Origin of the sequence: Brevundimonas sp. SORGH_AS_0993 (assembly GCF_030818545.1) — a bacterium.
In the GTDB taxonomy this organism is placed as follows: domain Bacteria; phylum Pseudomonadota; class Alphaproteobacteria; order Caulobacterales; family Caulobacteraceae; genus Brevundimonas.
In genome coordinates, this window is sequence record NZ_JAUTAH010000001.1 from 1491449 (window position 1) to 1511990 (window position 20542).

Annotated in this window: 21 protein-coding genes; 7 read left to right on the forward strand and 14 right to left on the reverse strand. The window is 66.3% G+C overall.

The window, feature by feature from the left end; all coding sequences use genetic code 11:
* Nucleotides 1-7 precede the first annotated feature (7 nt).
* From nadC to nadA, 4 genes are read right to left on the reverse strand one after another with little or no spacing between them, the layout of a single operon-like run.
* Nucleotides 8-868, reverse strand: coding sequence for a carboxylating nicotinate-nucleotide diphosphorylase (gene nadC, locus QE389_RS07400; RefSeq protein WP_307365911.1), 861 nt, complete (start codon nt 866-868; stop codon nt 8-10).
* A complete protein-coding gene (locus QE389_RS07405) occupies nt 865-2385 on the reverse strand; it encodes an L-aspartate oxidase (RefSeq protein WP_307365914.1) in 1521 nt (506 codons plus the stop codon). The genes nadC and QE389_RS07405 overlap by 4 nt, the downstream gene beginning before the upstream one ends.
* Complete coding sequence (locus tag QE389_RS07410) at nt 2382-3230, reverse strand: metalloprotease (RefSeq protein ID WP_307365916.1); 849 nt, start codon at nt 3228-3230, stop codon at nt 2382-2384. Before QE389_RS07410 ends, QE389_RS07405 begins: the two co-directional genes overlap by 4 nt.
* 58 nt (nt 3231-3288) lie before the next feature.
* Nucleotides 3289-4368: a quinolinate synthase NadA gene (nadA, locus tag QE389_RS07415; protein ID WP_307365918.1), complete on the reverse strand. Its 1080-nt coding sequence runs from the start codon at nt 4366-4368 to the stop codon at nt 3289-3291.
* A gap of 148 nt (nt 4369-4516) precedes the next feature.
* Here nadA and QE389_RS07420 point away from each other — a divergent pair, with 148 nt between their 5' ends.
* Together QE389_RS07420 and ilvA are read left to right on the forward strand one after the other, a co-directional pair.
* Nucleotides 4517-4852, forward strand: coding sequence for a GIY-YIG nuclease family protein (locus tag QE389_RS07420; RefSeq protein WP_307365920.1), 336 nt, complete (start codon nt 4517-4519; stop codon nt 4850-4852).
* 96 nt (nt 4853-4948) lie between these two features.
* Nucleotides 4949-6463 (forward strand): threonine ammonia-lyase, biosynthetic, encoded by a 1515-nt coding sequence (ilvA, locus tag QE389_RS07425; RefSeq protein WP_307365923.1) that lies wholly within the window; start codon nt 4949-4951, stop codon nt 6461-6463.
* Nucleotides 6464-6469: 6 nt separating this feature from the next.
* On the opposite strand, the gene QE389_RS07430 is transcribed toward ilvA, so the two are convergent.
* The 7 genes from QE389_RS07430 to QE389_RS07460 form a co-directional block, all read right to left on the reverse strand.
* Nucleotides 6470-6868 carry a host attachment protein gene (locus QE389_RS07430; RefSeq protein ID WP_307365925.1) on the reverse strand — a complete coding sequence of 133 codons (399 nt, stop codon included), beginning with the start codon at nt 6866-6868 and terminating at the stop codon, nt 6470-6472.
* 108 nt (nt 6869-6976) lie between these two features.
* Entirely contained in the window at nt 6977-7507 is a 531-nt protein-coding gene (locus tag QE389_RS07435; protein WP_307365927.1) for a methylated-DNA--[protein]-cysteine S-methyltransferase, read from the reverse strand.
* Complete coding sequence (locus QE389_RS07440; protein WP_307365929.1) at nt 7491-8594, reverse strand: bifunctional transcriptional activator/DNA repair enzyme AdaA; 1104 nt, start codon at nt 8592-8594, stop codon at nt 7491-7493. Before QE389_RS07440 ends, QE389_RS07435 begins: the two co-directional genes overlap by 17 nt.
* A gap of 62 nt (nt 8595-8656) precedes the next feature.
* Entirely contained in the window at nt 8657-8866 is a 210-nt protein-coding gene (locus QE389_RS07445) for a helix-turn-helix transcriptional regulator (RefSeq protein WP_307365930.1), read from the reverse strand.
* On the reverse strand, nt 8859-9560 hold the full coding sequence (locus QE389_RS07450; RefSeq protein ID WP_307365932.1) for a hypothetical protein: 702 nt from the start codon (nt 9558-9560) through the stop codon (nt 8859-8861). The genes QE389_RS07445 and QE389_RS07450 overlap by 8 nt, the downstream gene beginning before the upstream one ends.
* Before the next feature lie 76 nt (nt 9561-9636).
* Nucleotides 9637-10740 carry a hypothetical protein gene (locus QE389_RS07455; RefSeq protein ID WP_307365933.1) on the reverse strand — a complete coding sequence of 368 codons (1104 nt, stop codon included), beginning with the start codon at nt 10738-10740 and terminating at the stop codon, nt 9637-9639.
* A 26-nt stretch (nt 10741-10766) separates the two neighbouring features.
* On the reverse strand, nt 10767-11099 hold the full coding sequence (locus tag QE389_RS07460; RefSeq protein ID WP_307365935.1) for a PadR family transcriptional regulator: 333 nt from the start codon (nt 11097-11099) through the stop codon (nt 10767-10769).
* A gap of 133 nt (nt 11100-11232) precedes the next feature.
* Between QE389_RS07460 and QE389_RS07465 the strand changes: the two genes are divergently transcribed.
* From QE389_RS07465 to QE389_RS07480, 4 genes are all read left to right on the forward strand, one after another.
* Nucleotides 11233-14340 (forward strand): type ISP restriction/modification enzyme, encoded by a 3108-nt coding sequence (locus QE389_RS07465; protein ID WP_307365938.1) that lies wholly within the window; start codon nt 11233-11235, stop codon nt 14338-14340.
* A 102-nt stretch (nt 14341-14442) separates the two neighbouring features.
* Nucleotides 14443-14727: a hypothetical protein gene (locus QE389_RS07470; RefSeq protein ID WP_307365940.1), complete on the forward strand. Its 285-nt coding sequence runs from the start codon at nt 14443-14445 to the stop codon at nt 14725-14727.
* 67 nt (nt 14728-14794) lie between these two features.
* Entirely contained in the window at nt 14795-17134 is a 2340-nt protein-coding gene (gene uvrB / locus QE389_RS07475; protein ID WP_307365942.1) for an excinuclease ABC subunit UvrB, read from the forward strand.
* A 39-nt stretch (nt 17135-17173) separates the two neighbouring features.
* Complete coding sequence (locus tag QE389_RS07480; protein ID WP_307365944.1) at nt 17174-18484, forward strand: DNA cytosine methyltransferase; 1311 nt, start codon at nt 17174-17176, stop codon at nt 18482-18484.
* Here QE389_RS07480 and QE389_RS07485 read toward each other — a convergent pair.
* Together QE389_RS07485 and QE389_RS14670 are read right to left on the reverse strand one after the other, a co-directional pair.
* Nucleotides 18481-19248 (reverse strand): hypothetical protein, encoded by a 768-nt coding sequence (locus QE389_RS07485; protein ID WP_307365945.1) that lies wholly within the window; start codon nt 19246-19248, stop codon nt 18481-18483. The genes QE389_RS07480 and QE389_RS07485 overlap by 4 nt on opposite strands.
* The gene (locus QE389_RS14670; RefSeq protein ID WP_373458298.1) at nt 19245-19493 is read right to left on the reverse strand and encodes a helix-turn-helix domain-containing protein; all 249 of its coding nucleotides are present in this window, start codon (nt 19491-19493) and stop codon (nt 19245-19247) included. The genes QE389_RS07485 and QE389_RS14670 overlap by 4 nt, the downstream gene beginning before the upstream one ends.
* Before the next feature lie 63 nt (nt 19494-19556).
* On the opposite strand from QE389_RS14670, the gene QE389_RS14675 reads away from it, so the two are divergent.
* Nucleotides 19557-19772 (forward strand): hypothetical protein, encoded by a 216-nt coding sequence (locus QE389_RS14675; protein WP_373458343.1) that lies wholly within the window; start codon nt 19557-19559, stop codon nt 19770-19772.
* A 7-nt stretch (nt 19773-19779) separates the two neighbouring features.
* Here the strand turns inward: QE389_RS14675 and QE389_RS07490 are convergent, their stop codons facing one another.
* Nucleotides 19780-20529, reverse strand: coding sequence for a hypothetical protein (locus tag QE389_RS07490; protein ID WP_307365947.1), 750 nt, complete (start codon nt 20527-20529; stop codon nt 19780-19782).
* Nucleotides 20530-20542 lie beyond the last annotated feature (13 nt).

Below are 20542 nucleotides of genomic sequence, written 5' to 3' on the forward strand. Positions count from 1 at the left end.
GGCGATTTCAGTGGGCGTCCAGGCCGATATCCAGCACCGGCGCCGAATGGGTCAGGGCGCCGACCGAGATCACGTCCACGCCCGTCTCTGCGATGGCGCGCACCGTCGTCAGGTCCACTCCGCCCGAGGCTTCCAGCACCAGGCGGCCCGCCACGCGCGTCACCGCCGTGCGAAGGTCGTCCAGGCCGAAGTTGTCCAGCATGACGACGTCGGGGGCCAGGCCCTCGTCGATCAGGGCCAGCACCTGGTCCAGCTGATCCAGGCCGTCGACCTCCACCTCCACCTTCATCAGATGCGGGGCGTAGGCGCGGGCGCGGCGCACGGCCTGGGCCACGCCGCCGCAGACGGCGACATGGTTGTCCTTGATCAGGATGGCGTCATCCAGACCGAAGCGATGGTTCGTCCCGCCGCCGCAGGCCACCGCATGCTTTTCCAGCGCCCGCAGGCCCGGCGTGGTCTTGCGGGTGTCGGCGATCCGGGCGCCCGTGCCCTGGACCGCCTGCACATAGGCGCGCGTCAGGGTCGCCACCCCGCTGAGCCGTCCGACCATGTTCAGGGCCGTCCGCTCGGCCGACAGGAAGGCGCGGGCGTCCGCCTCCGCCACCGCCAGCACGGCGCCGGTCTCGAAGGCCGCCCCATCCTGCAGATGCAGATCGATCCGCGCCTCGGGGTCCAGCGCCAGGATCGCCAGACGCACGGCGTCGACGCCCGCCAGGACGCCCGGCTTGCGCGCGACGAAGGCCGCCTTCATCCGCGCGTCTTCGGGAATGCAGGCCGCCGCCGTCACATCGCCGGCGCGGCCCAGGTCTTCGGCCAGGGCCAGGCGCACGACCGGCTCGATCATCAGGTCCGGCAGTCTCCGGCTCATTCCGCCGCCTCCAGTTCGGCCGGGCGGACCAGCCGCACCCGCGTATGCTCCGCCCGCGCGGCCGTCCGGGGATAGTCCGACCGATAGTGGCCGCCCCGGCTCTCGCGCCGGTCCAGCGCCGCCTGGGCGATCAGCCGCGCCGCCAGCAGGACGGCCGCCGGGCCGTGGCGCGCCTCCAGCCGCTCGATCAGGGCCAGAAGCGCCGTCAGCCCCTCCGCGTCGCGCACCACGCCGCACTGGGCCGTCATGGCCGCGCGCAGTTCGGCCAGGGCGACGTGCGGCAAATCGGGCAGGTCAGACGTCGGCAGGGCCTTGCCCCCGCCCTGCTCCGCGACCACCGCCCGGCCCGCGCGCCGCCCGAAGGTCGCGGCCTCCAGCAGGGAGTTGGAGGCCAGACGATTGGCCCCGTGCACCCCCGTGGCCGCGCATTCGCCCACGGCGTAAAGCCCCGGCACGGTCGTGCGCCCGTCCGCGTCGGCGGCGATCCCGCCCATATGATAGTGGCAGGCCGCCATGACGGGCATGGGGCTGACGCGCGGGTCCAGACCGGCGCGCATGCAGGCGGCGAAGACGGCCGGAAACTCGTGCGGGAAGGCGTCGCCCACCGCCGTGCGCGCATCCAGATAGGCGCCGCGCCCCGACGCCCGGGCCGCATGGACGGCGCGGGCCACCACGTCGCGCGGCTTCAGGTCGGCGTCGTCCTCCGCGCCCAGCAGAAACCGCCCCTCCCCGTCGATCAGCCGCGCCCCCTCGCCGCGCAGGGCCTCGGTCGCCAGGGGGGCCGGATCGATCCCGACATCCAGGGCGGTCGGATGGAACTGCACGAACTCGGGGTCCAGGATGTCCGCCCCCGCCAGGGCGGCCAGGGCCAGCCCTTCCCCCTTGAGCGCCGAGGGCGTGGTGGTGGCCTTGAACAGCCCGCCCGCCCCGCCGGTGGCCAGAACCACGGCGGTCGCCGTCACCAGGGTCGGCTTGGCCTCCGATCCGCGCGCGATCACGGCGCCGACCACGCGACCGTCCGCGTCGCGCGCCAGGGCCTTCAGCCGCGCATCGTCCCAGACGGCGATGGTCTTTTCGGCCCGCACAGCCGCGACCACGGCGGTCAGGATGGCCCGTCCGGCCCCGTCGCCGCCGACGCGGGCCACGCGCGGCACGGCGTGGGCGGCCTCCAGGCTGACGGCGAAGCCGCCGCCTGCGTCGCGGTCGAACGGCGCGCCCAAGGCGGCCAGCCACTCCACGGTTTCGCGCCCGTGTTCGGTCAGAACGCGCGTCGCCTCGACCTCGACCAGGCCGGCGCCGGCCGCCAGGGTGTCCTGGGCGTGGCGTTCGGGCGAATCCTGCGGCGTCAGGGCCGCCGCCATCCCCCCCTGCGCCCAGGCCGAGGAACAGGCGTTCAGCAGGGGCTCGGGCGTGACGACCAGAACCTTGGCCCCTGCCCTGGCCGCCTCCAGCGCCGCCGAAAGGCCCGCCAGACCCGCGCCGACGATCAGCGGCCCCTCATGTCGGATGCGGTTCATGCGCGAACGCCCAGATGGCGCAGGCCCAGCGCCAGGGCGGCCGCCGGATCGCCCCCGGTCAACGGCAGCAGCGCCCCCAGGGACGCGCCCGCGCACAGAAGCAGAACCAGCAGATAAAGGGCCAGGCTGCGCCCCGCCTCGGGCCAACTCAGCGCGCCCCAGGCCGCGCGCCAGACCCCCCGCTTCAGATGGGCGAAAACCGACAGGGCCAGGAACGCCGCCAGGATGTAACGCCCGGTCGTCAGACCCCACGCCACCACCGCCACGCCGATGACCAGAAGCACCGCCTGCTCCAGCCGGGGATGCACCCGCGTCAGCACCGGCCCCAGGGCCTTTGACCCGTCCAGCGGCGGGGCGGGAACCAGGTTCACCAGATTCAGCAGGGCGACGAAGAAGGCCCCGATCAGCCATTCCGGCTGCCCCAGGATCAGACCCACGGCCAGGAACGGGATCATGGCCAGAAGGCCGAAGGCCGGTCCCGCCAGGGACACCAGCACCCCGTCCCACTCGCTCCTGGCCGCCCGCCGCGCCTTGGCCAGGCCGCCCAGGAAGGGGATGATGTAGATGCGCGCCGGCCCCATGCCGAGCTTGTTCATCGCCAGGGCGTGGCCCGTCTCGTGCACGAACAGGCCGACCAGGACGGCGCCGGCCACCACCACGCTGCCGCTGATCCACCACAGGAAACCGGCCATCAGGCCGGTGGAGATCAGGGCCCAGACCAGGCTCTGATCCTTCTCGGCCGGCTCGACGACGGCGGAATCCGGAACGGTGTCGCGCGCGGGGCTGGGCGCGGGGGTCGCGTCCCAGGGGCCGGGCTTTCGGGAGGGGGTTTCGATATCGCTCATGGCGTCCAGATGGGCGCGCGCGGCCGTCCCGGCGAGGGGACCGATCGCCGCGCCGCCGTCAGATCAGCTCCACATCGACGTGATGGCGCGCCTTGACGATGTCGTAGCGGGCCGGGATCGACGGCGGCGGCAGGTCGATCATCCGCTGCACGGCCTTGCGTCCGCGTTCGATCATCTCTTCGGGAACCGTCACCTCGAACTGCATGTTCAGCAGGCAGTCGTGGATGTTCTGCAGGGTGATCCGCTTCATGTGCGGGCACAGGTTGCAGGGACCGACGAACTCCACGCTGGGCACGTCGCCCTTGATGTTGGAGGCCATCGAACATTCGGTGATCAGCACCACCCGTTTGGGCCGACGCTGCTCGACATAGTCGGTCATGGCCGCCGTCGATCCGGCGAAGTCCGAGGCCGCCAGGATCTCTTCCGGGCACTCGGGGTGAGCCAGGACCTCGGCGTCGGGCCAGGCGTCGCGCATGTCGGCGATGTCCTGGGCGGTGAACCGCTTGTGCACCTCGCAATGGCCCTTCCAGGCGATGATCCCCACCGTCGTCTGAGCCGCCACATTGCGCGCCAGGAACTCGTCCGGGATCAGGATGACCCGATCGACGCCCCATTCCCGGGCCGCCCATTCGACCACCTGCACGGCGTTGGCGGAGGTGCAGCAGATGTCGGTCTCGGCCTTCACCTCGGCCGTGGTGTTCACATAGGTGATGACCGGCAGGCCCGGATAGCGCTGCTTGATCAGCCGCACGTCCGCCCCCGTGATCGACGAGGCCAGCGAGCATCCGGCGCGCAGATCGGGGATCAGCACGGTCTTTTCCGGCGACAGGATCTTGGACGTCTCGGCCATGAAATGGACGCCCGCCTGGACGATCACCCTGGCGTCGGACCGCGCCGCTTCCTTGGCCAGGCCCAGGCTGTCGCCGACATAGTCCCCGACCCCGTGAAAGATTTCCGGCGTCATATAGTTGTGGGCCAGGATCACGGCGTCGCGCTCGCCCTTCAGCCGGTTGATCGCGCTGATCAGACGGGCCTGTTCGGGCCATTCCAGCGGGGTGACATGGTCCTTGACCTTAGCCCACACCCCGGCGGTCTCCCGCTCCAATTCCTGCGTCAGCCCGAATGCGCCGTCCGCCATAACCGCCTCCTCGCGAACTTATGCTCAGATTTAGCATAAGCAGAACCAATGTAGGCTCTTGGCCATAGGGCGCAAGGAAGAAGTTCGGAGCAAATATTTACCCGGATAGAATTATCGTCTATTTCGTCCGGGTGAAATGGAGACCGTCATGAACGCCGAACGCCGCAAGACCCTGATCGCCGCCTACAGGGAGCAACCCACCGTCGCCGGCGTCTTCGCCGTGCTTTGCACCGCGACGGGCGAAGCCTGGGTGGGGCAAAGCCGGCATATCGACACCCATCGGAACGGCCTGTGGTTCGCGCTGAAGCTGGGCTCCTGCCCCTATCCCGATCTGCAACGCGCGTGGGCGGCGCATCGGCCCGAGGACTTCCGCTTCGAACAGTTGGATCGGCTGTCGCCCGACCTGTCGGACATGGCGCGGAAGGACGAGCTGAGGCGGCGCGCGGCCCTTTGGGCGCAAAGGCTGTCGGCGCGGCAGCTCTGACGGACATCGGGTCTGGGCATATTTTTGCTCGACCCGACGCGCCACGCACCCTATCGACACGTTCGCCCTCGGCATCGCCTGAAACCCGATAGAAACGTGCAAGACATCATCCGCCGCATCCTGACCGCTCGCGTCTATGACGTGGCGGAGGAAACCCCGCTCGATCCGCTGCGCCGCCTGTCCGCGCGACTGGACCGCCCCGTGCTGCTGAAGCGCGAGGACCTTCAGCCTGTGTTTTCGTTCAAGATTCGCGGCGCCTACAACAAGATCGCCAGCCTGTCCGAGGCCGAGCTGGCGCGCGGGGTCATCTGCGCCTCGGCCGGCAATCACGCCCAGGGCGTGGCCCTGGCCGCCGCGCGTCGCAACATCCCCGCCACCATCGTCATGCCGACCACCACGCCAGGCATCAAGGTCGCCGCCGTCCGCGCCCTGGGCGGCCAGGTGGTGCTGCACGGCGACAGTTTCGACGAGGCATACGCCCATGCCCGCCAGGTGGAAAACCAGACCGGCGCGGCCTTCATCCATCCCTTCGACGACCCCGATGTGATCGCCGGTCAGGGCACGGTCGGGCTGGAGATCGCCCGCCAGCACGCCGATCCCATCGCGGCGGTCTTCGTGCCCATCGGCGGCGGCGGCCTGGCCGCCGGCGTCGCCGCCATCCTCAAATTCCTGCGCCCCGAAACGCGCGTCGTCGGAGTGGAGCCGGTCGACGCCCCCACGATGAAGTCGGCCCTGGCGGCCGGCGAGGTCGTCACCCTGAACGAGGTCGGCCTGTTCGCCGACGGGGTGGCCGTGCGCCGGGCGGGCGAGAAGACCTTCGACCTGTGCCGCGACCTGCTGGACGAGATCGTGCTGGTGGACACCGACGCCATCTGCGCGGCGATCAAGGACATCTTCGACGACAGCCGCGCCATCGCCGAACCGTCGGGCGCAGTGGCGCTGGCGGGGCTGAAGGCTTGGGCCGCCGCCCATCCGGGCGCGGGGCCGCTGATCGCCATCAACTCGGGCGCCAACGTCAATTTCGACCGGCTGCGCCACGTCGCCGAACGGGCCGAGATCGGCGAGGGCGCCGAGGCGCTTCTGGCCGTGGAGATGAAGGACGACCGCGACGACTATCGCCGCTTCATTGACAGTCTGGACGGCCGTTCGGTGACGGAGTTCAACTATCGCTGGTCTCCTGACGGCCAGGCCCAGATCTTCGTCGGCGTGGCCCTGCGCGACGGCGCCCAGGAGCGCGAGGATCTGATCGCCCGCCTGACGGCTGGCGGCTACGCCGTGGAGGACATGAGCGACAACGAAACCGCCAAGTTGCACGTCCGCTACATGGTCGGCGGCCGGGCGGGCGGCCTGCCGCACGAACGTATCCTGCGATTCCAGTTCCCGGAACGGCCCGGCGCCTTCCTGCGGTTCCTGAACAGCCTTCAGCCCGCCTGGGCGCTGACCCTGTTCCACTATCGCAACCATGGCGACGATGTGGGCCGGGTGCTGGCCGGGATCAGCGTGCCGCCCGAGGAACAGGACCAGTTGACCGACGCCCTGGTCCTGCTGGGCTATCCCTATGTGGACGAGACGCTGAACCCGGCGTGCCGCCGCTTTCTGGACGGCGGCTGAACGCGATCAGGCTTTTTCGACGGCGGCGGCGATCTGATCGGTCGAATGGCCGGTCAGGTCCTTGGCGATCTCGCCCGCCAGTCTGGCCTGCAGGTCCTTGTGCCAGTGCTTTCGCAGTTCCCCCAGGGTCTTGGGCGCGGCGATGACCAGCAGTTCGTCGATCTTGTCGGTGACGACCCATTTGTTCAGCACCTGGGCCACGCCCATGGCGAATCCGTCCTCGGCCTGGGTGTCGTTGTCCGGATTGGCCTCGCTGGAGCGTCGCCCGGCCGAGCCCGAGACGCGGTCCTCGATGGGCGGATTTTCAATGGCCTTCAGCCTGATCTCGGCCCCGCTTTCGTTGCGGAACAGCGCCAGCTTCTCGCCATCGACCACCGCCACCAAGGCGCCTTTGGACAGTTTCATGCTCGGGTTCTCCTGTTGTCGTGGCTCAGGAAAACGAACCCGCGCCCAAGCCGTTGCCTGGCCGCGACATTCCCGCCGCTAGCGCCTGATTCAAGCGTGAATCAGGCTCTAAGGCAGCCGCCCGGCCGCCTCGTGCGCCAGCAGCCAGCGTTTGCGCTCCAGACCGCCGGCGTAGCCGGTCAGGGTTCCGTTCGCGCCGATGACGCGGTGGCAGGGCACGATGACGCCGACGGGGTTCGCGCCATTGGCAAGGCCCACCGCCCGCACCGCCTTGGGCGACCCGACCGCCTGGGCCAGCTGGCCATAGGTGCGGGTCTGGCCGGCGGGAATGTCGCGCAGCGCGCGCCAGACGGCCCGCTGAAACGTCGTGCCGCCCGTCTCCACCCGAACCCCGTCGAAGGCCGCCAGATCGCCGGCGAAATAGGCCCGAACCGCCCGGCGCACCGCCTCGGGCGCGGGGCCTTCGGTCAGGACGACCGCGCCGTAGTGCAGACGCAGCAACCGCCGCAGCCGCTCCTCGTAGTCGTGGAAATCCAGCGCCCGGACCACGCCCTCGGCGTCGACGACCACCAGCACCTCGCCCAGCGGGGAGGTCAGGCGGTCCAGCGTCAGTTGCAGGGTTTCAGGCAGCCTGGGCATCGCGGCCCTCCTCGATCAGGGTCCAGTAAAGGGCGCCGTAAGCGCGCCAGGGCCGCCACCGTTCGGCGCGGGCCAGAAGCCGGGGGTCGGTCGTCGTGACACGGTCGCTGGGGTCGTCCATCGCCGGGTCCAACCAGTCGCCGGGCGGCCGCAGACCGGGGCGGCCCTTCACCGCCTCGGCCAGCGCCGGGTCCAGCGACAGGTCGCGCTGGATGGCCTCGGGATCGGCGGCCAGGTCGAACACCCGCCGCACCCGCGCCAGCACGCCCGGCAGGGCCTTCAGATCGTCGATCCGCGCCTCCACCCGCACCTGGCCGGGGCCGCCCGCCGCGACCGACACCGCCCCGTCGGTCTGGTCGACGGCGCGGCGCAGGCGACGAATCCAGACCCCGCCCTCCACGCGCTCATCGACGTCGGCCCGCGCGGCCAGGGCCGCCGTCATCGCCGCCCAGTCATAGGGCGGGCGATAGGTCAGGCCCAGGCGCACGGCCTCCCCTCCCGCCGCTTCGACACGGCGACGACGCAGCTCGGACGGCGGCCGTCCGTACAGCGCCTGGAACGTCTCGTTGAACCGCCGCACGCTGCCGAAGCCCGAGGCCAGGGCCACCTGGGCCATCGACAGATGGCTGTCGTGGATCAACTGTTTGGCCAGAAGCACCCGCCGCGTCTGGGCCACGCTGACCGGCGCGGCGCCCAGATGGCGGCGGAACAGGCGGCGCAGGTGCCGCTCCCCAACCCCCAGCCGCGCCGCCAGGGCCTCGGCGTCGCCCGTATCCAGCGCCCCTGCCTCGATCAGGGCCAGGGCGCGGCTGACGGTGTTCGACGTGCCGCGCCAGGCGCCCATCTCGGGCGCCGTCTCGGGCCGACAGCGCAGACAGGCGCGAAAGCCCGCGGCCTCGGCCGAGGCCGCGCTGGGGTGGAAGACGACGTTCTCGCGCCGGGGCGTGCGCGCCGGGCAGACCGGCCGACAATAGATTCCCGTCGACACCACGGCCGTGAAGAATCGTCCGTCGAACCGGGCGTCCCGCGCCGTCAGCGCGCGCCAGCAGGCGTTCTGATCCAGACGCTGTGTCGGGGGCCGTTCCATGACCCGCAGAATGGGCGCTGGGCCGGCGCTTGTCTCGCGGTTTTCGGACCTGGATGGATCACTCAGTCCTTGAGGAAGAACAGGGCCTCCACCGTCGTGTCCAGGGCCCGGGCCAGTTCCAGGGCCAGCACGGTCGAGGGCACGAAGACGCCGTTCTCGACCGTATTGATGGTCTTGCGCGAAACGCCGGCCCTGTCCGCCAGGCCCTGCTGGGTCAGGCCCGCCGCCGTGCGCGCCTCCTTCAGGCGCGAGCCCAGTCGCGGATCACCCATCGCGCCCGGCCTCGCGGTCCAGCCAGGCGAACCGCAGCCCCGCCGACGCCCCGCCGAGGGCCAGAACATAGGGCAGCGCCATGACCCCGTAATCCGCCCGCCACAACCCCAGCCCCAGCGCCACGGTCGCGCCGCCCATCAGCACCATGAAGGCCAGGATCATCGAACGCGCCCGCATGAGCTGGGTCAGTTCGTCCTCAAGGAAGCGCCGGTTCTTCTGCGCGTGCCAGTCCCAGCCCATGACCAGCACCGGGATCAACCAGCCATACAGGACCGGCAGCAGAATCTGGATATAGGCGCCGAAGTTGTGGTCCCCGCCCAGGACCCTGTGCATGGCGGTGTGCGCCTGGGCCATGAACAGCAGAAGGATCACCGGGAACAGAACCAGTTGCTGGGTCCGCTCGCGTTGCAGCTTGTCGCGCCGTGCGCCCTCACGGCAAGCGGCGATGTCGATGGGCCGTCCCGGGCGCGACCACCAGGCCATCAACGCCCCCAGGACCACGAGGGCGAACCCCATGCCGGCCACTACGCCCGCCACCGTCGCCTGGTCGCCCTCGACCCCCTTCATCACGGCATAGCCCGATCCGCCGATCAGGGCGGCGGCGCCGACGCCGACCACGACGATCGCCGTCCACCAGCATCGGCTGCGCTCGGCCTTCACGCGCCGAACCACCCCGTCATCATCCGAAATCATCTCGACCTCCTCAAGTCACCTTGAGGTTACATATCACCTATAGGTTACACATCGTCAAGCGCCGTTTTCGACACGATCAGCGCCCGACGATCAGCCGCGCCGTCGCCCGGACAACCCGCGCGACCTCGGCGGCGAACGCCCAGACCACAACGATCATCAGAATGGTCGCCAGACCGCCGACCTGATCGCCCGACCCATCCAGTAGGCGACGCACCCGCTCCATGAACTCCGTCGCCGTGCCGACCCAGACGATGGGCGACAGGGCCGACCAGAACCAGATCCAAAGCACGCCCCAGGCGGCGGCGATACCGAACGCCAGGTCGCCCAGGGCCGTCACTCGCACATTGCCGCCGGACGCCGCCCGCATCAGGTCGAAACCGATGCGGCAGACGGCGAACAGGGCGACCGGCCAGTAGGCGACCCGCACCATGTCCGCCAGAATGCGTCCGTAATCGACGCCGTCGACCACCCCGGCCAGCTCGTCGGGCCGGATCGGCGCGACCTGAAGCAGGCCCGTCCACCAAAGCAGCACCACCGTCCAGCCGATGGCGCTGGCCACCGCACGCGCGACCGGGGACATCTGCGCGCCCTTTCGCACCTCCCGGCCCGACTTGGCCGGCGCCCGGGACCAGTCGCCGCGCGCCAGCCGTTCGCCCCAGCGTTCGGCGTCGAAGTCCCCGCCCAGCTGGAACAGGCCAAGATCCTTGACGCGCCATCGGGCGATGAAGTCCGGCTTCTTCTGCTGACGCTCCAGCACGAAACCGATGGCGGTCAGAAGGCCGACGACCGCGATTGCGCCGCTGATCAGGCTGGAAACGCCCTGACCGATGGCCGGGCCGACATCAACGTCGCCGACCAGCACCCGCACCGCCAGGCCGATCAGGGTGACGCAGGCCATGACCGTCAGCCCGACCTTCACCCCGAACATCCACCACGGATAAAGCTCTGGCCCGATCAGGGCCTGCGGTCCCGACCGATACCGCGCGGCCACCGTCAAGGGATGGCCCACCTCTCGCAGCAAGACCTCGACCTCGTCGTCGGTCGCCGCCCGGCCCAGCCGCGCCTCCAGCGCCTCGATGCGCCCCATGATCTCGTCGCGCAGTTCGGCGACGATGTCGTCGCGCGTCTCCTTGGGCAGCTGAGCCGCCACGGCGTTCAGATAGCGTTCCACCAGGTCCATCCCGGCGCCTCCTTCCATTGCGTCTTTCACAGCATTTTCTCCAGCGAGGCCGACAGGCCGCGCCATTCGGACGCCAGCCGCGCCAGCATCGCCTCCCCGCGCGGCGACAGGCGGTAGAACCGCTTCTTGCGCCGCTCCTCTTCGCGCCATTCGCTGTTCAGCAGCCCCTGGCTCTCCAGCCGGCGCAGCAGCGGATAGAGGGTGCTCTCCTCCATCTCGACCCCGACCTCGCCCAGGGCGACCCGCAGCGAATAGCCGTATTGCTCGCGCCTCAGACTGGCCAGCACGGCCAGGATCAACGATCCCCGCCTCAGCTCCAGCCGCAGGCTCTCGAACAGCAGTTCCTCGTCCTGACTCACCCGCCCATCTCCGTGCGCCACATAGTGTGTGATGCACAGTGTATGGGGCATACTGTGTGAGAGCGTCAAGCCGCGACGGCTTGGCAGCCGCACTCGGCCCGCCTACAGTCCCGCTACGGTTGTGGGGCACGATGTGACGCTGAATTTCGACGACTATCTAAAGGCCCTGGCCGCCACTCCGATCGACGCCAAGACCGAACACACCGATCGCGGGGCGCTGGAACGCCTGTTGAAAGACGCCGCCGCCGACGCCGACACGCGCCTGCACGTTCGGCACGAGCCGCGTGGTGACAAGGACGGCGGCGGCCGCCCCGACTTCATGGTCAAGCGCGACGCCCGTGTGGTCGGCTACGTCGAGAACAAGCAGATCGACGACAGCCTGGACAAGCTGATCCGCTCGGACCAGATCAAGAAATACCAGAGGCTGTCCGAGAACCTGCTACTCACGGATTATCTGGAATTCGTCTGGCTCAAGAAGGGCCAGGACCCCCAGCGCGCACGTCTGGCCCATTCCACCGACCTGTCGGGCAAGATGCTGGCGCTCAAGCCCGAGGCGACCGATCAGGTCGCCAAACTGCTGCGCGCCTTTTTCTCCACCGCGCCCCAGAACATCGGGCGGGGCCAGACGCTTGCGGTCGAACTGGCCACCCGCGCGGCCCTGCTGCGCGACTTTCTGACCGAAGAACTGGTCCGCCAGCAGAAGGACAATGACCTCGGCAAGCTGCACGGCCTCTACGCCGCCTTCCGGGATCAGATCTTCCACGACCTGGACATCAAGGCCTTCGCCGACGCCTTCGCCCAGATGCTGGCCTACGGCCTGTTCCTCGCGCGCCTCAACGCGGGCGCCGGCGTCGAGGTCACGCTGGACAACGTCCGCAAATTCATCCCCGGCAGCTTCAGCCTGATCCGCGAACTGGTCCGCTTCCTGGAGGAGATGGACGAGCCCGAGTATCGCCCCAGCCGCTGGGTGGTGGACGAAATCCTGTCCATCGTGAACGGCATCGACCTGGCCAGCATCCACAACGACCTGTCGTTCCGGGCGCGCAAGGCCATCAGCCGCAAGATCAAGGCCGGCGACGAAGAGGAGCATCGTCTCTTCGAGAAGGACCCCTTCATCTACTTCTACGAGGACTTCCTGAAGGCCTACGACCCGGCGATGCGCAAGGGGCGCGGCGTCTATTATACCCCGCCGCCGGTGGTGAACTTCATCGTCCGCGCCATCGACGACATCCTGAAGGACACCTTCGGCATCGCGGACGGTCTGGCCGACCACAAGCGGGTCACGGTTCTGGACTTCGCCACCGGCACCGGCACCTTCCTGCTGGAGGTGTTCGAACGCATCTTCGACACCATCGGCGGGCCGGAGGCGGGCAAGGCGGACGGCATCGTCCGCGAGCACCTGACGAAGAACATCTACGGCTTCGAATACCTGATCGCCCCCTACACCATCGCCCATCTGAAACTGTCGCAATACCTGCGCGACAAGGGCCATCCGTTGCAGGATCAGGAGCGGCTGCAGGTCTTCCTGACCAACACGCTGGAGCCGGTTGAGCCCCAAGGCAACCTGCTGATGCCCGCCCTGGCCGAGGAGGTGAAGGGCGCACAGGAGGTCAAGGACAAGCCGATCCTCGTGATAACCGGGAACCCGCCGTACTCGGGGCACTCGAAGAATACGGGCGCATGGATCACGGCCTCTATCGCCGAATACCGCAAGGGCTTCCCAGAGTTGTCAAAGCCCGCTCAGGGCAAGTGGCTTCAGGACGACTACGTCAAGTTCATCCGCTTCGCCCAGATGAAGATGGACAGCGTTGACGAGGGCGTCGTCGGCATCATCACGAACCACTCATGGCTCGACAATCCCACCTTCAAAGGCATGCGAAAGTCGTTGCTGGAAACATTTGATCAGATTCACGTCCTTGATCTGCACGGCAGCACCAAGAAGAAGGAACGAGCGCCTGATGGGTCGGCCGACGAAAATGTGTTCGACATCAGCCAAGGCGTTTCAGTCACAATCTTCATTAAGCGATCGGGCATCAACAAGGGCGTTTTTCACTCCGATCTGTGGGGTAAGCGCCTAGCTAAGTATCAAGCTCTGGTTGATCGCGTGCTGTCTGTCGACTCAATAACAAGCTTGAGCCCAGCAGACCCCGACTGGCTCTTTAGGCCTCACGATGAAGCTGGAGCGGCCAGATACCGGGAGCATCCCTCCATCCGGGAAATCTTTGCCGAACTAGGCGATCCCGCCCCGGGGTTCGTGACCACACACGACCAGTTCGCAATCTCATTCTCGCCCGACGAGGCGCGCGGCAAAGTCGCAACCTTGCTCGCCTCGGCCAGTGAAGCTGAAGCACGCAAACACTTCCGCCTCTGCACCCAAGAACAATGGAGCTATGAGCGCGCGAAGAGCGAGTTGCCGACGATAAACCTTGCTGACGAAACGACACCAATTCTCTATCGGCCCTTTGATCGCCGCTGGACGATCTGGGATCGCAACGTAGCCGTACATCGCCGAGAACGGGTGATGGGGGAACTGCGAAAGGGGACGCTAGCCCTCGTCACGTCAAGGATGACTAAAGGCGAAGATTTCCGACACGCCCAAGTTTCCGACATGCCAATCGAGGCGATCTGCATGTCGCCGTTGACGTCAAACAACGGATTCGCGTTTCCGCTATACAAGGACGGAGTGGAAACATTCGGGACCACGTTCCGCGACTTCCTCGACGCCCGCTACGGCGAACACTACGATCCCGAGCAGATCCTTGGCTACATCTACGCCATCCTGCACGCCCCGACCTATCGGACACGCTATGCCGAGTTCCTGCGCATCGACTTCCCGCGCATCCCCTTCGCCGAGACGCCGGAACAGTTCGAGGCCCTGTCGGCCCTCGGCTGGGCGCTGATCCAGACCCATCTGCTGAAGACCGTCCCGCGCTCAAAGCCGCGACTGGGCGACTATACGGGCAAGGGCGATCACACCGTCGAGGCCGTGCGCTATTCGCCCGAGGAGCAGACCGTCTGGATCAACAAGACGCAAGGGTTCGCCAACCTGCCCCAGGGCGTGTGGGACTTCCACATCGGCGGCTATCAGGTGATCGACAAGTATCTGAAGAGCCGCAAGGGCCGCGTCCTGAACCTGGACGAACAGACCCACGTCGGAAACATCGCCGAGAGCCTCAGCTTCACCATCTCCCAGATGGCCCGGATCGACGCCGAATATCTGAAGGCGTTTCCGTCGCAGTGATCGTTCTCTCGACCCGAGAGAGCGGGGGATAAATTCCCGGCTCCGCTCGCGCCCGGCGGCGGCCCGCGCGATACTGGGACGAATCGTACCGAAAGCCCGCCCATGCCCTCCGCACAGGCTGAACTGTTTGCCTCGCCCCAACCCGACCTCTTCGGCGACCCCGCCCCGGCGGCGCCCGCCTATGTCGTGCCCTATCCCATCGCAGTGAACACCCTGCGGCGGACGCTGGAGATGTTGCAGGCGGCCGAGGTCTGGCCCTGGGACCCCGACATGAAGGCGGCGCGGATGGGGCGCAACGTGCCCAAGATGCTGGCCGTCCTGCCGCCGGACGAGGCTGCGGACTGGCGCCGCCGGATCGAGGCCGAGGCCGCGCGGCTCGACGCCTGACCGTCCGCAACCCTCGCGGCCCTGCGGCGCTATGGCGGGACCGTCCGTCACGCACTAAGTTCTGTTCATGAACCGTTCTTCGACGCCGAAGCCCGCTGCGCCCCGGTCCGCCAAGCCCGTCCATACGCCCGATCCCGGCGTGCGCGAGGCGGCGGCGGCCTTCATCCGCGATACGGGCAAGATGCCCATGTTCGCCCCGGTCGCCGGCCCGCGCCTGACGCCGGAGGAGCCGGTCGCCGCCCCCGCCGACTGGGTTCCGCACCGCCCCTCGCGCGAGGGGACCAGGAAGGGCGGCCGGTTCCGGCTGGAGACGACCTACACCCCCGCCGGCGACCAGCCCGCCGCCATCGCCGAACTGGTGGCCCAGGCGGACGCCGGGGACCGCGATCAGGTGCTGCTGGGCGTCACCGGCTCGGGCAAGACCTTCACCATGGCCAAGGTCATCGAACAGACCCAACGCCCGGCCCTGATCCTGGCCCCGAACAAGACCCTGGCCGCCCAGCTCTATTCCGAGTTCAAGAGCTTCTTCCCCGACAATGCGGTCGAGTATTTCGTCAGCTACTACGACTATTATCAACCCGAAGCTTATGTCCCAAGAACAGACACTTACATCGAAAAAGACTCGTCCATAAACGAGCAGATCGACCGGATGCGCCACTCGGCGACGCGGGCGATCCTGGAGCGGGACGACGTCATCGTGGTGGCCTCCGTCTCCTGCATTTACGGCATCGGGTCGGTGGAGACCTATACGGCGATGACGTTCACGCTGAAGGTGGGGGACCAGATCGACGAGGCGAAGCTGCGGGCGGATCTGATCGCGCTGCAGTACAAGCGCAACGACGCTGCGTTCGAGCGCGGCATGTTCCGCAAACGCGGCGACGTGATCGAAATCTTCCCCGTCCACCTGGAAGACCGGGCCTGGCGCATCAGCCTGTTCGGGGACGAGTTGGAGGCGATCCAGGAGTTCGACCCCCTGACCGGCAAGAAGACCGCCGACCTGAACGAGATCACCGTCTACGCCGCCAGCCACTACGTCACCCCCCGCCCGACGCTGAACCAGGCCGTCAACGGCATCAAGGCCGAGTTGAAGGAGACGCTGGACTGGATGGTCGAGAACGGCAAGCTGCTGGAGGCGCAACGCCTCGAACAGCGCACCCGCTTCGATCTGGAGATGATGGAGGCCACCGGCAGCTGCGCCGGCATCGAGAACTACAGCCGCTGGCTGACCGGCCGCGCGCCGGGCGAGCCGCCGCCCACCTTCTTCGAATACATCCCCGACAACGCCCTGCTGTTCGTGGACGAGAGCCACGTCACCATCGGCCAGATCAACGGCATGTTCCGGGGCGACTACCGCCGCAAGTCGACGCTGGCGGAATACGGCTTCCGCCTGCCCTCCTGCATCGACAACAGACCCCTCAAGTTCGAGGAATGGGACGCCATGCGGCCCCAGACGGTGCATGTCAGCGCCACCCCCGGCCCGTGGGAGATGGAGCGGGCGGGCGGCGTCTTCGTGGAGCAGGTCATCCGCCCCACCGGCCTGATCGACCCGCCGGTGGACATCCGCCCGGTCAGCGGCGCGACCCGCAACCAGGTCGACGACGTCATCGACGAGGTCAAGGCCACGACGGCCCGCGGCTATCGCTCCCTCGTCACCACCCTGACCAAGAAGATGGCCGAGGACCTGACCGAATACATGCACGAACAGGGGGTGCGCGTCCGCTACATGCACTCCGACGTCGACACGCTTGAGCGGATCGAGATCCTGCGCGACCTGCGGCTGGGCGCCTTCGACTGCCTGATCGGCATCAACCTGCTGCGCGAGGGTCTGGACATCCCCGAGTGCGGCCTGGTCGCCATTTTGGACGCGGACAAGGAGGGCTTCCTGCGCTCGGAGACCTCCCTGATCCAGACCATCGGCCGCGCCGCGCGCAACGTGGACGGCCGCGTCATCCTGTACGCCGACCGCATGACCGGCTCGATGGAGCGCGCCATCGCCGAGACCGACCGCCGCCGCGAACGGCAGATGCAATGGAACGCCGAGCATGGCGTCACGCCCGAAAGCGTCAAGCGCGACATCAAGGAAATCCTGGACAGCCCCTATGAGTCCCGCGCCCTGGACCGCCTGACCACGCCCGGCGTGGCCGAGACCGCCAAACCCTTCGTCGGCTCCAACTTCCAGGCCGCGCTCAAGGATCTGGAAGGCCGCATGCGCGAGGCCGCCTCCAACCTGGAGTTCGAAGAAGCCGCCCGCCTGCGCGACGAGATCAAGCGCATGAAGCTGATGGACCTGGAGTTCGCCAACGAAGCCCTGACCGGCGCGGGGGAGCAGGTCGACAAGTCCGCCCCGAAGAAGTGGCGCGCGGAGGCGGCGGCGGAAAAGGCGGCGGCGTTCAGAAAGGGGCGGTAGTTGCGTTGACTTCCCTAATGCAGTTTATATTCTTCAAATATGAGCGAATCGCCTACCGCAGTCAGCTTGTTCAGTTCGGGAGGCATCGGTGACATCGCACTGCATGCCGCCGGCGTGCGCACGCTCGTTGCTAGCGAAATATTAGCAGAGCGGGCTGCGCTGTTTCAGCAGAACTTTCCCGAAGCCACACTCGTCGTCGGCGATATTTGGCAAACGGCCAGCAAAATTATCTCAACCGCCGAAAGCCGCCTTCGCGGCGGCGAACTGGACATTATTTTCGCCACCCCTCCTTGTCAGGGAATGTCCAAGAACGGACGAGGCAAGCTTCTTCAGGGCATCCGAGCGGGACGGAAACCTACGCTCGACGTCCGCAACCAGTTGATGTTGCCAACGCTGGATGTCGTGACCGCCCTGCGCCCAAAAGTCTTCGTCGTAGAGAACGTTCCAGAGATGGAGCAGACGATCATCCTTTCACGCGACGGGCGATATATCGGCTTGCTCGACCTGATAGACGAAATACTCACGCCACTCGGTTACACAGGCCGATCATCGGTGATAGAATTTGCGGACTACGGCGTACCCCAAAGACGACAGCGGCTCATTACTGTATTTTCGAGAATTCCAAGCGTTCAAGCGGCTTTCCTAACCAAGCAGTGGCTGCCGCAACCGACTCATGCAAAGCGCCCTAGTTTGCTTGAAAAGCCTTGGATAACAGTCGAGCAAACCATCGGTCATCTGCCGCCTCTCGACGCTGGATCACCGCAAACGGCAAAGTCTGAAATACCTCTGCACCGCGTACCACTGCTGGACGAGAGCAAGTATTTTTGGGTATCCAACACGCCTCCGGGCGGGGGCGCTTTCGATAATCAATGCGTAGCGATCGATTGCGGTTACGACGGAAACGCCACTCATGGCAATCAGCGGAGCGCTGGCGGCATAAATCAGTCCAGTAAAACAACCCCCGTAAGGTGCCAGAAATGCGGCTCCCTGCTACCTCGTCCGTGGGTCATCCGTGATGGCGAGCACTGCCTGATGTCTGGCTTCACCTCCGCTTACAAGAGAATGCGCGGCGACCTTCCAGCAAGCGCATTAACACGGAACTTGTCTTATGCTTGCAGCGACCAGAAACTTCACCCCACGCAAAACAGAGTTCTCTCACTATATGAAGCTTGTTTGATACATACTATTGACGAAAATCAGTATTCGTGGATCAGAGCCGATGGCGGCCGGGTCAGCGACAAACTCATCAGGGATGTTATCGGAGAAAGCATCCCCCCCCTGGGACTTAAGGCGATCTTTGATCATATACTGGGGTTAGTACGAACTGACCGCATGCTCAGCGCAGCTTAGGCAAGCTTGGCGGAATTTCGTCTTTCAAAGAAGCCTTTGTAATCTGCGTCATCGAGCATTATGACCCAATTGTCGAACATTTTCCGAACGCCCGCTCGGGTCATGATGGAAACCGATGTCGTGCGCCCACCCCCTTCTCTGGGCTGGACGATCTTTCCCCAATCATCCCTCGTCAAAGTATCACAGTAGAACACTGCGATTATACGAGGCGCGCCGTCGATAAAGTCCCAAAACAGCGACATTAAATTGTTGGTATCTTGGTGATGAGCTTTCCAGTCATAGCCCACCAACATTCTGACCCGCTGCTGACCAATGTCAGGCTTGGTTAAACCACGCTTCATGAGTGCGGCTGGAGTTGGAACAGATCCGCAGGTTGCTTTGACCTCCACCCCACCCGTCGAAAAAGGGCTAAAGGGAGACTTGTCCCTGAGGCGATCTCTCAGAGCTTCATAATGAGACTTCCCTGCCTTATCCATCAACAATAGGTCGGGATAACCATCTTGATGAGGGTTCTTAACAAACGTTCCGTTGGTCACTTTAATTACGGACGCTGCGAATAACTCTCCAATGAACGCACTGAGATTGCGCATACCCAACAAAGGAAAAAGCTCTATATCAAAGCCAACGATCTGATCGATAAGGCGGTGAGACATCTCCACTGCGTCCCAGACAAAATCCGGATCCATGGAAAAATCTCGCGCAATAGACAGTTTTCCTCGCCTTTTGTTCACGAGATACGATTTTCGATCAAACGTATAAGTCATGACGAAGATTCGATAATGGTCGCAATCCTGTTCAACATCTGACCCGGAGGCAAACTTAATGCATCTCCTATTTTGGCTAGAGCCTGAACAGATATGTTGCTTCTCTTGCGCTCGATTGAGGAGATATAAGTACGGTCGAGTCCACACAGCGAAGCGAGATGCTCTTGGCTGAAGCCACGCGCAAGTCGATACTCGCGGACAAGGTCCGCAATCGCTGCGTTAATCTGAGATGCCGAATCGACCACGCAGCTATCTTGGGACGCACGCGACTGAGGTTCGACGGAGTATAATCTACATCTCTTGGAAAGCTGGCGGCACAAAATGGCGGCAGCGGTGGATATCGCGGTCGCACAGTACCTGATGGCAATTATGGCCGGCGTTCAGCCTATGCCCACGAAGCGGCGCTGGCGGCCCTCTATCCCGGCAACAACAATTTCCGGCCCAAGATCAGGCAGCAGTTGCAGGTGCTGCGCGACCGGGGCTGGTTGGCGTTCGATGGGCGCGGCGTCTATCGGCGGGTCTGATCGGCCCCTACTCCTCCCCCAACGTCTCCTGATACGCCTCGTGCGACATGACCGTGTCGCCCACACGCACGTCCAGGCCCAGGCGCAGGCGGCGGTTCTGGTCCGGTTCGTCGGGCAGGGGCAGGCCGGCGGCGGTCAGGGCCTGTTCCAGAAGCTGGATATAGCCTTCGCAGGCGGCGCGGCGGTGGACCAGGGTGAAGTGGAAGTTGTAGCTGGCGCGGGCCTGGCGGCTGGCCCAGTCCTGATAGGCGATCTTGGTCGGACAGGGCGGGTCCTTGGGGTTGTTCAGGACCAGGCGGCGGTTCACCAGGTCGTCATCCATCAGGATGTCGGCCACCAGTTGCAGCGGGGCGGTGTCGGGCGTCAGGGCCTTGTGGCGGCCGTCGTCCGGCCCGACCAGTTTGCGATACCGCTCGGCCAGGCCGGCCAGGGCGTGGGCGCGGGCCAGTTCCCCGGCGCGCATGGCCTGGGCCGAGGCCCGCGTGGCCGTCTGGGCCAGGTCGGCGGGGTCGTCGGTCCCGTCGTCGGCCAGCCCCTCGAACAGGGCCGACACAGGCGCGTCCGCGCCCTCCGCCGGCATCGTCGACTTCTGGAGGTAGCGGGACCAGCCCTGGCGCGTCGCACGGGCGCGCAGGGCCTCTTCGCCCACACCGTGCCGCTCGGCCACCACCCGCGCGCCTTCTCCCGCCAGATAATCCTTGCGCACCTGCTCCCAGACCGACGCCGGCTGGATCTTGTATTTTCGTCTCGGTTCCATGCGCCGCAGTATG

Coding starts and splice junctions, on each gene's coding strand:
- QE389_RS07485 (WP_307365945.1), bottom strand. CDS start 19,248: ATGACTTATACGTTTGATCGAAAATCGTATCTCGTGAACAAAAGGCGA.
- QE389_RS07490 (WP_307365947.1), bottom strand. CDS start 20,529: ATGGAACCGAGACGAAAATACAAGATCCAGCCGGCGTCGGTCTGGGAG.
- QE389_RS07455 (WP_307365933.1), bottom strand. CDS start 10,740: ATGGACCTGGTGGAACGCTATCTGAACGCCGTGGCGGCTCAGCTGCCC.
- QE389_RS07470 (WP_307365940.1), top strand. CDS start 14,443: ATGCCCTCCGCACAGGCTGAACTGTTTGCCTCGCCCCAACCCGACCTC.
- QE389_RS07480 (WP_307365944.1), top strand. CDS start 17,174: ATGAGCGAATCGCCTACCGCAGTCAGCTTGTTCAGTTCGGGAGGCATC.
- nadA (WP_307365918.1), bottom strand. CDS start 4,368: ATGGCGGACGGCGCATTCGGGCTGACGCAGGAATTGGAGCGGGAGACC.
- QE389_RS07435 (WP_307365927.1), bottom strand. CDS start 7,507: ATGCCCAGGCTGCCTGAAACCCTGCAACTGACGCTGGACCGCCTGACC.
- uvrB (WP_307365942.1), top strand. CDS start 14,795: ATGAACCGTTCTTCGACGCCGAAGCCCGCTGCGCCCCGGTCCGCCAAG.
- QE389_RS07440 (WP_307365929.1), bottom strand. CDS start 8,594: ATGGAACGGCCCCCGACACAGCGTCTGGATCAGAACGCCTGCTGGCGC.
- QE389_RS07405 (WP_307365914.1), bottom strand. CDS start 2,385: ATGAACCGCATCCGACATGAGGGGCCGCTGATCGTCGGCGCGGGTCTG.
- QE389_RS07420 (WP_307365920.1), top strand. CDS start 4,517: ATGAACGCCGAACGCCGCAAGACCCTGATCGCCGCCTACAGGGAGCAA.
- nadC (WP_307365911.1), bottom strand. CDS start 868: ATGAGCCGGAGACTGCCGGACCTGATGATCGAGCCGGTCGTGCGCCTG.
- QE389_RS07445 (WP_307365930.1), bottom strand. CDS start 8,866: ATGGGTGATCCGCGACTGGGCTCGCGCCTGAAGGAGGCGCGCACGGCG.
- QE389_RS07450 (WP_307365932.1), bottom strand. CDS start 9,560: ATGATTTCGGATGATGACGGGGTGGTTCGGCGCGTGAAGGCCGAGCGC.
- QE389_RS07410 (WP_307365916.1), bottom strand. CDS start 3,230: ATGAGCGATATCGAAACCCCCTCCCGAAAGCCCGGCCCCTGGGACGCG.
- QE389_RS07430 (WP_307365925.1), bottom strand. CDS start 6,868: ATGAAACTGTCCAAAGGCGCCTTGGTGGCGGTGGTCGATGGCGAGAAG.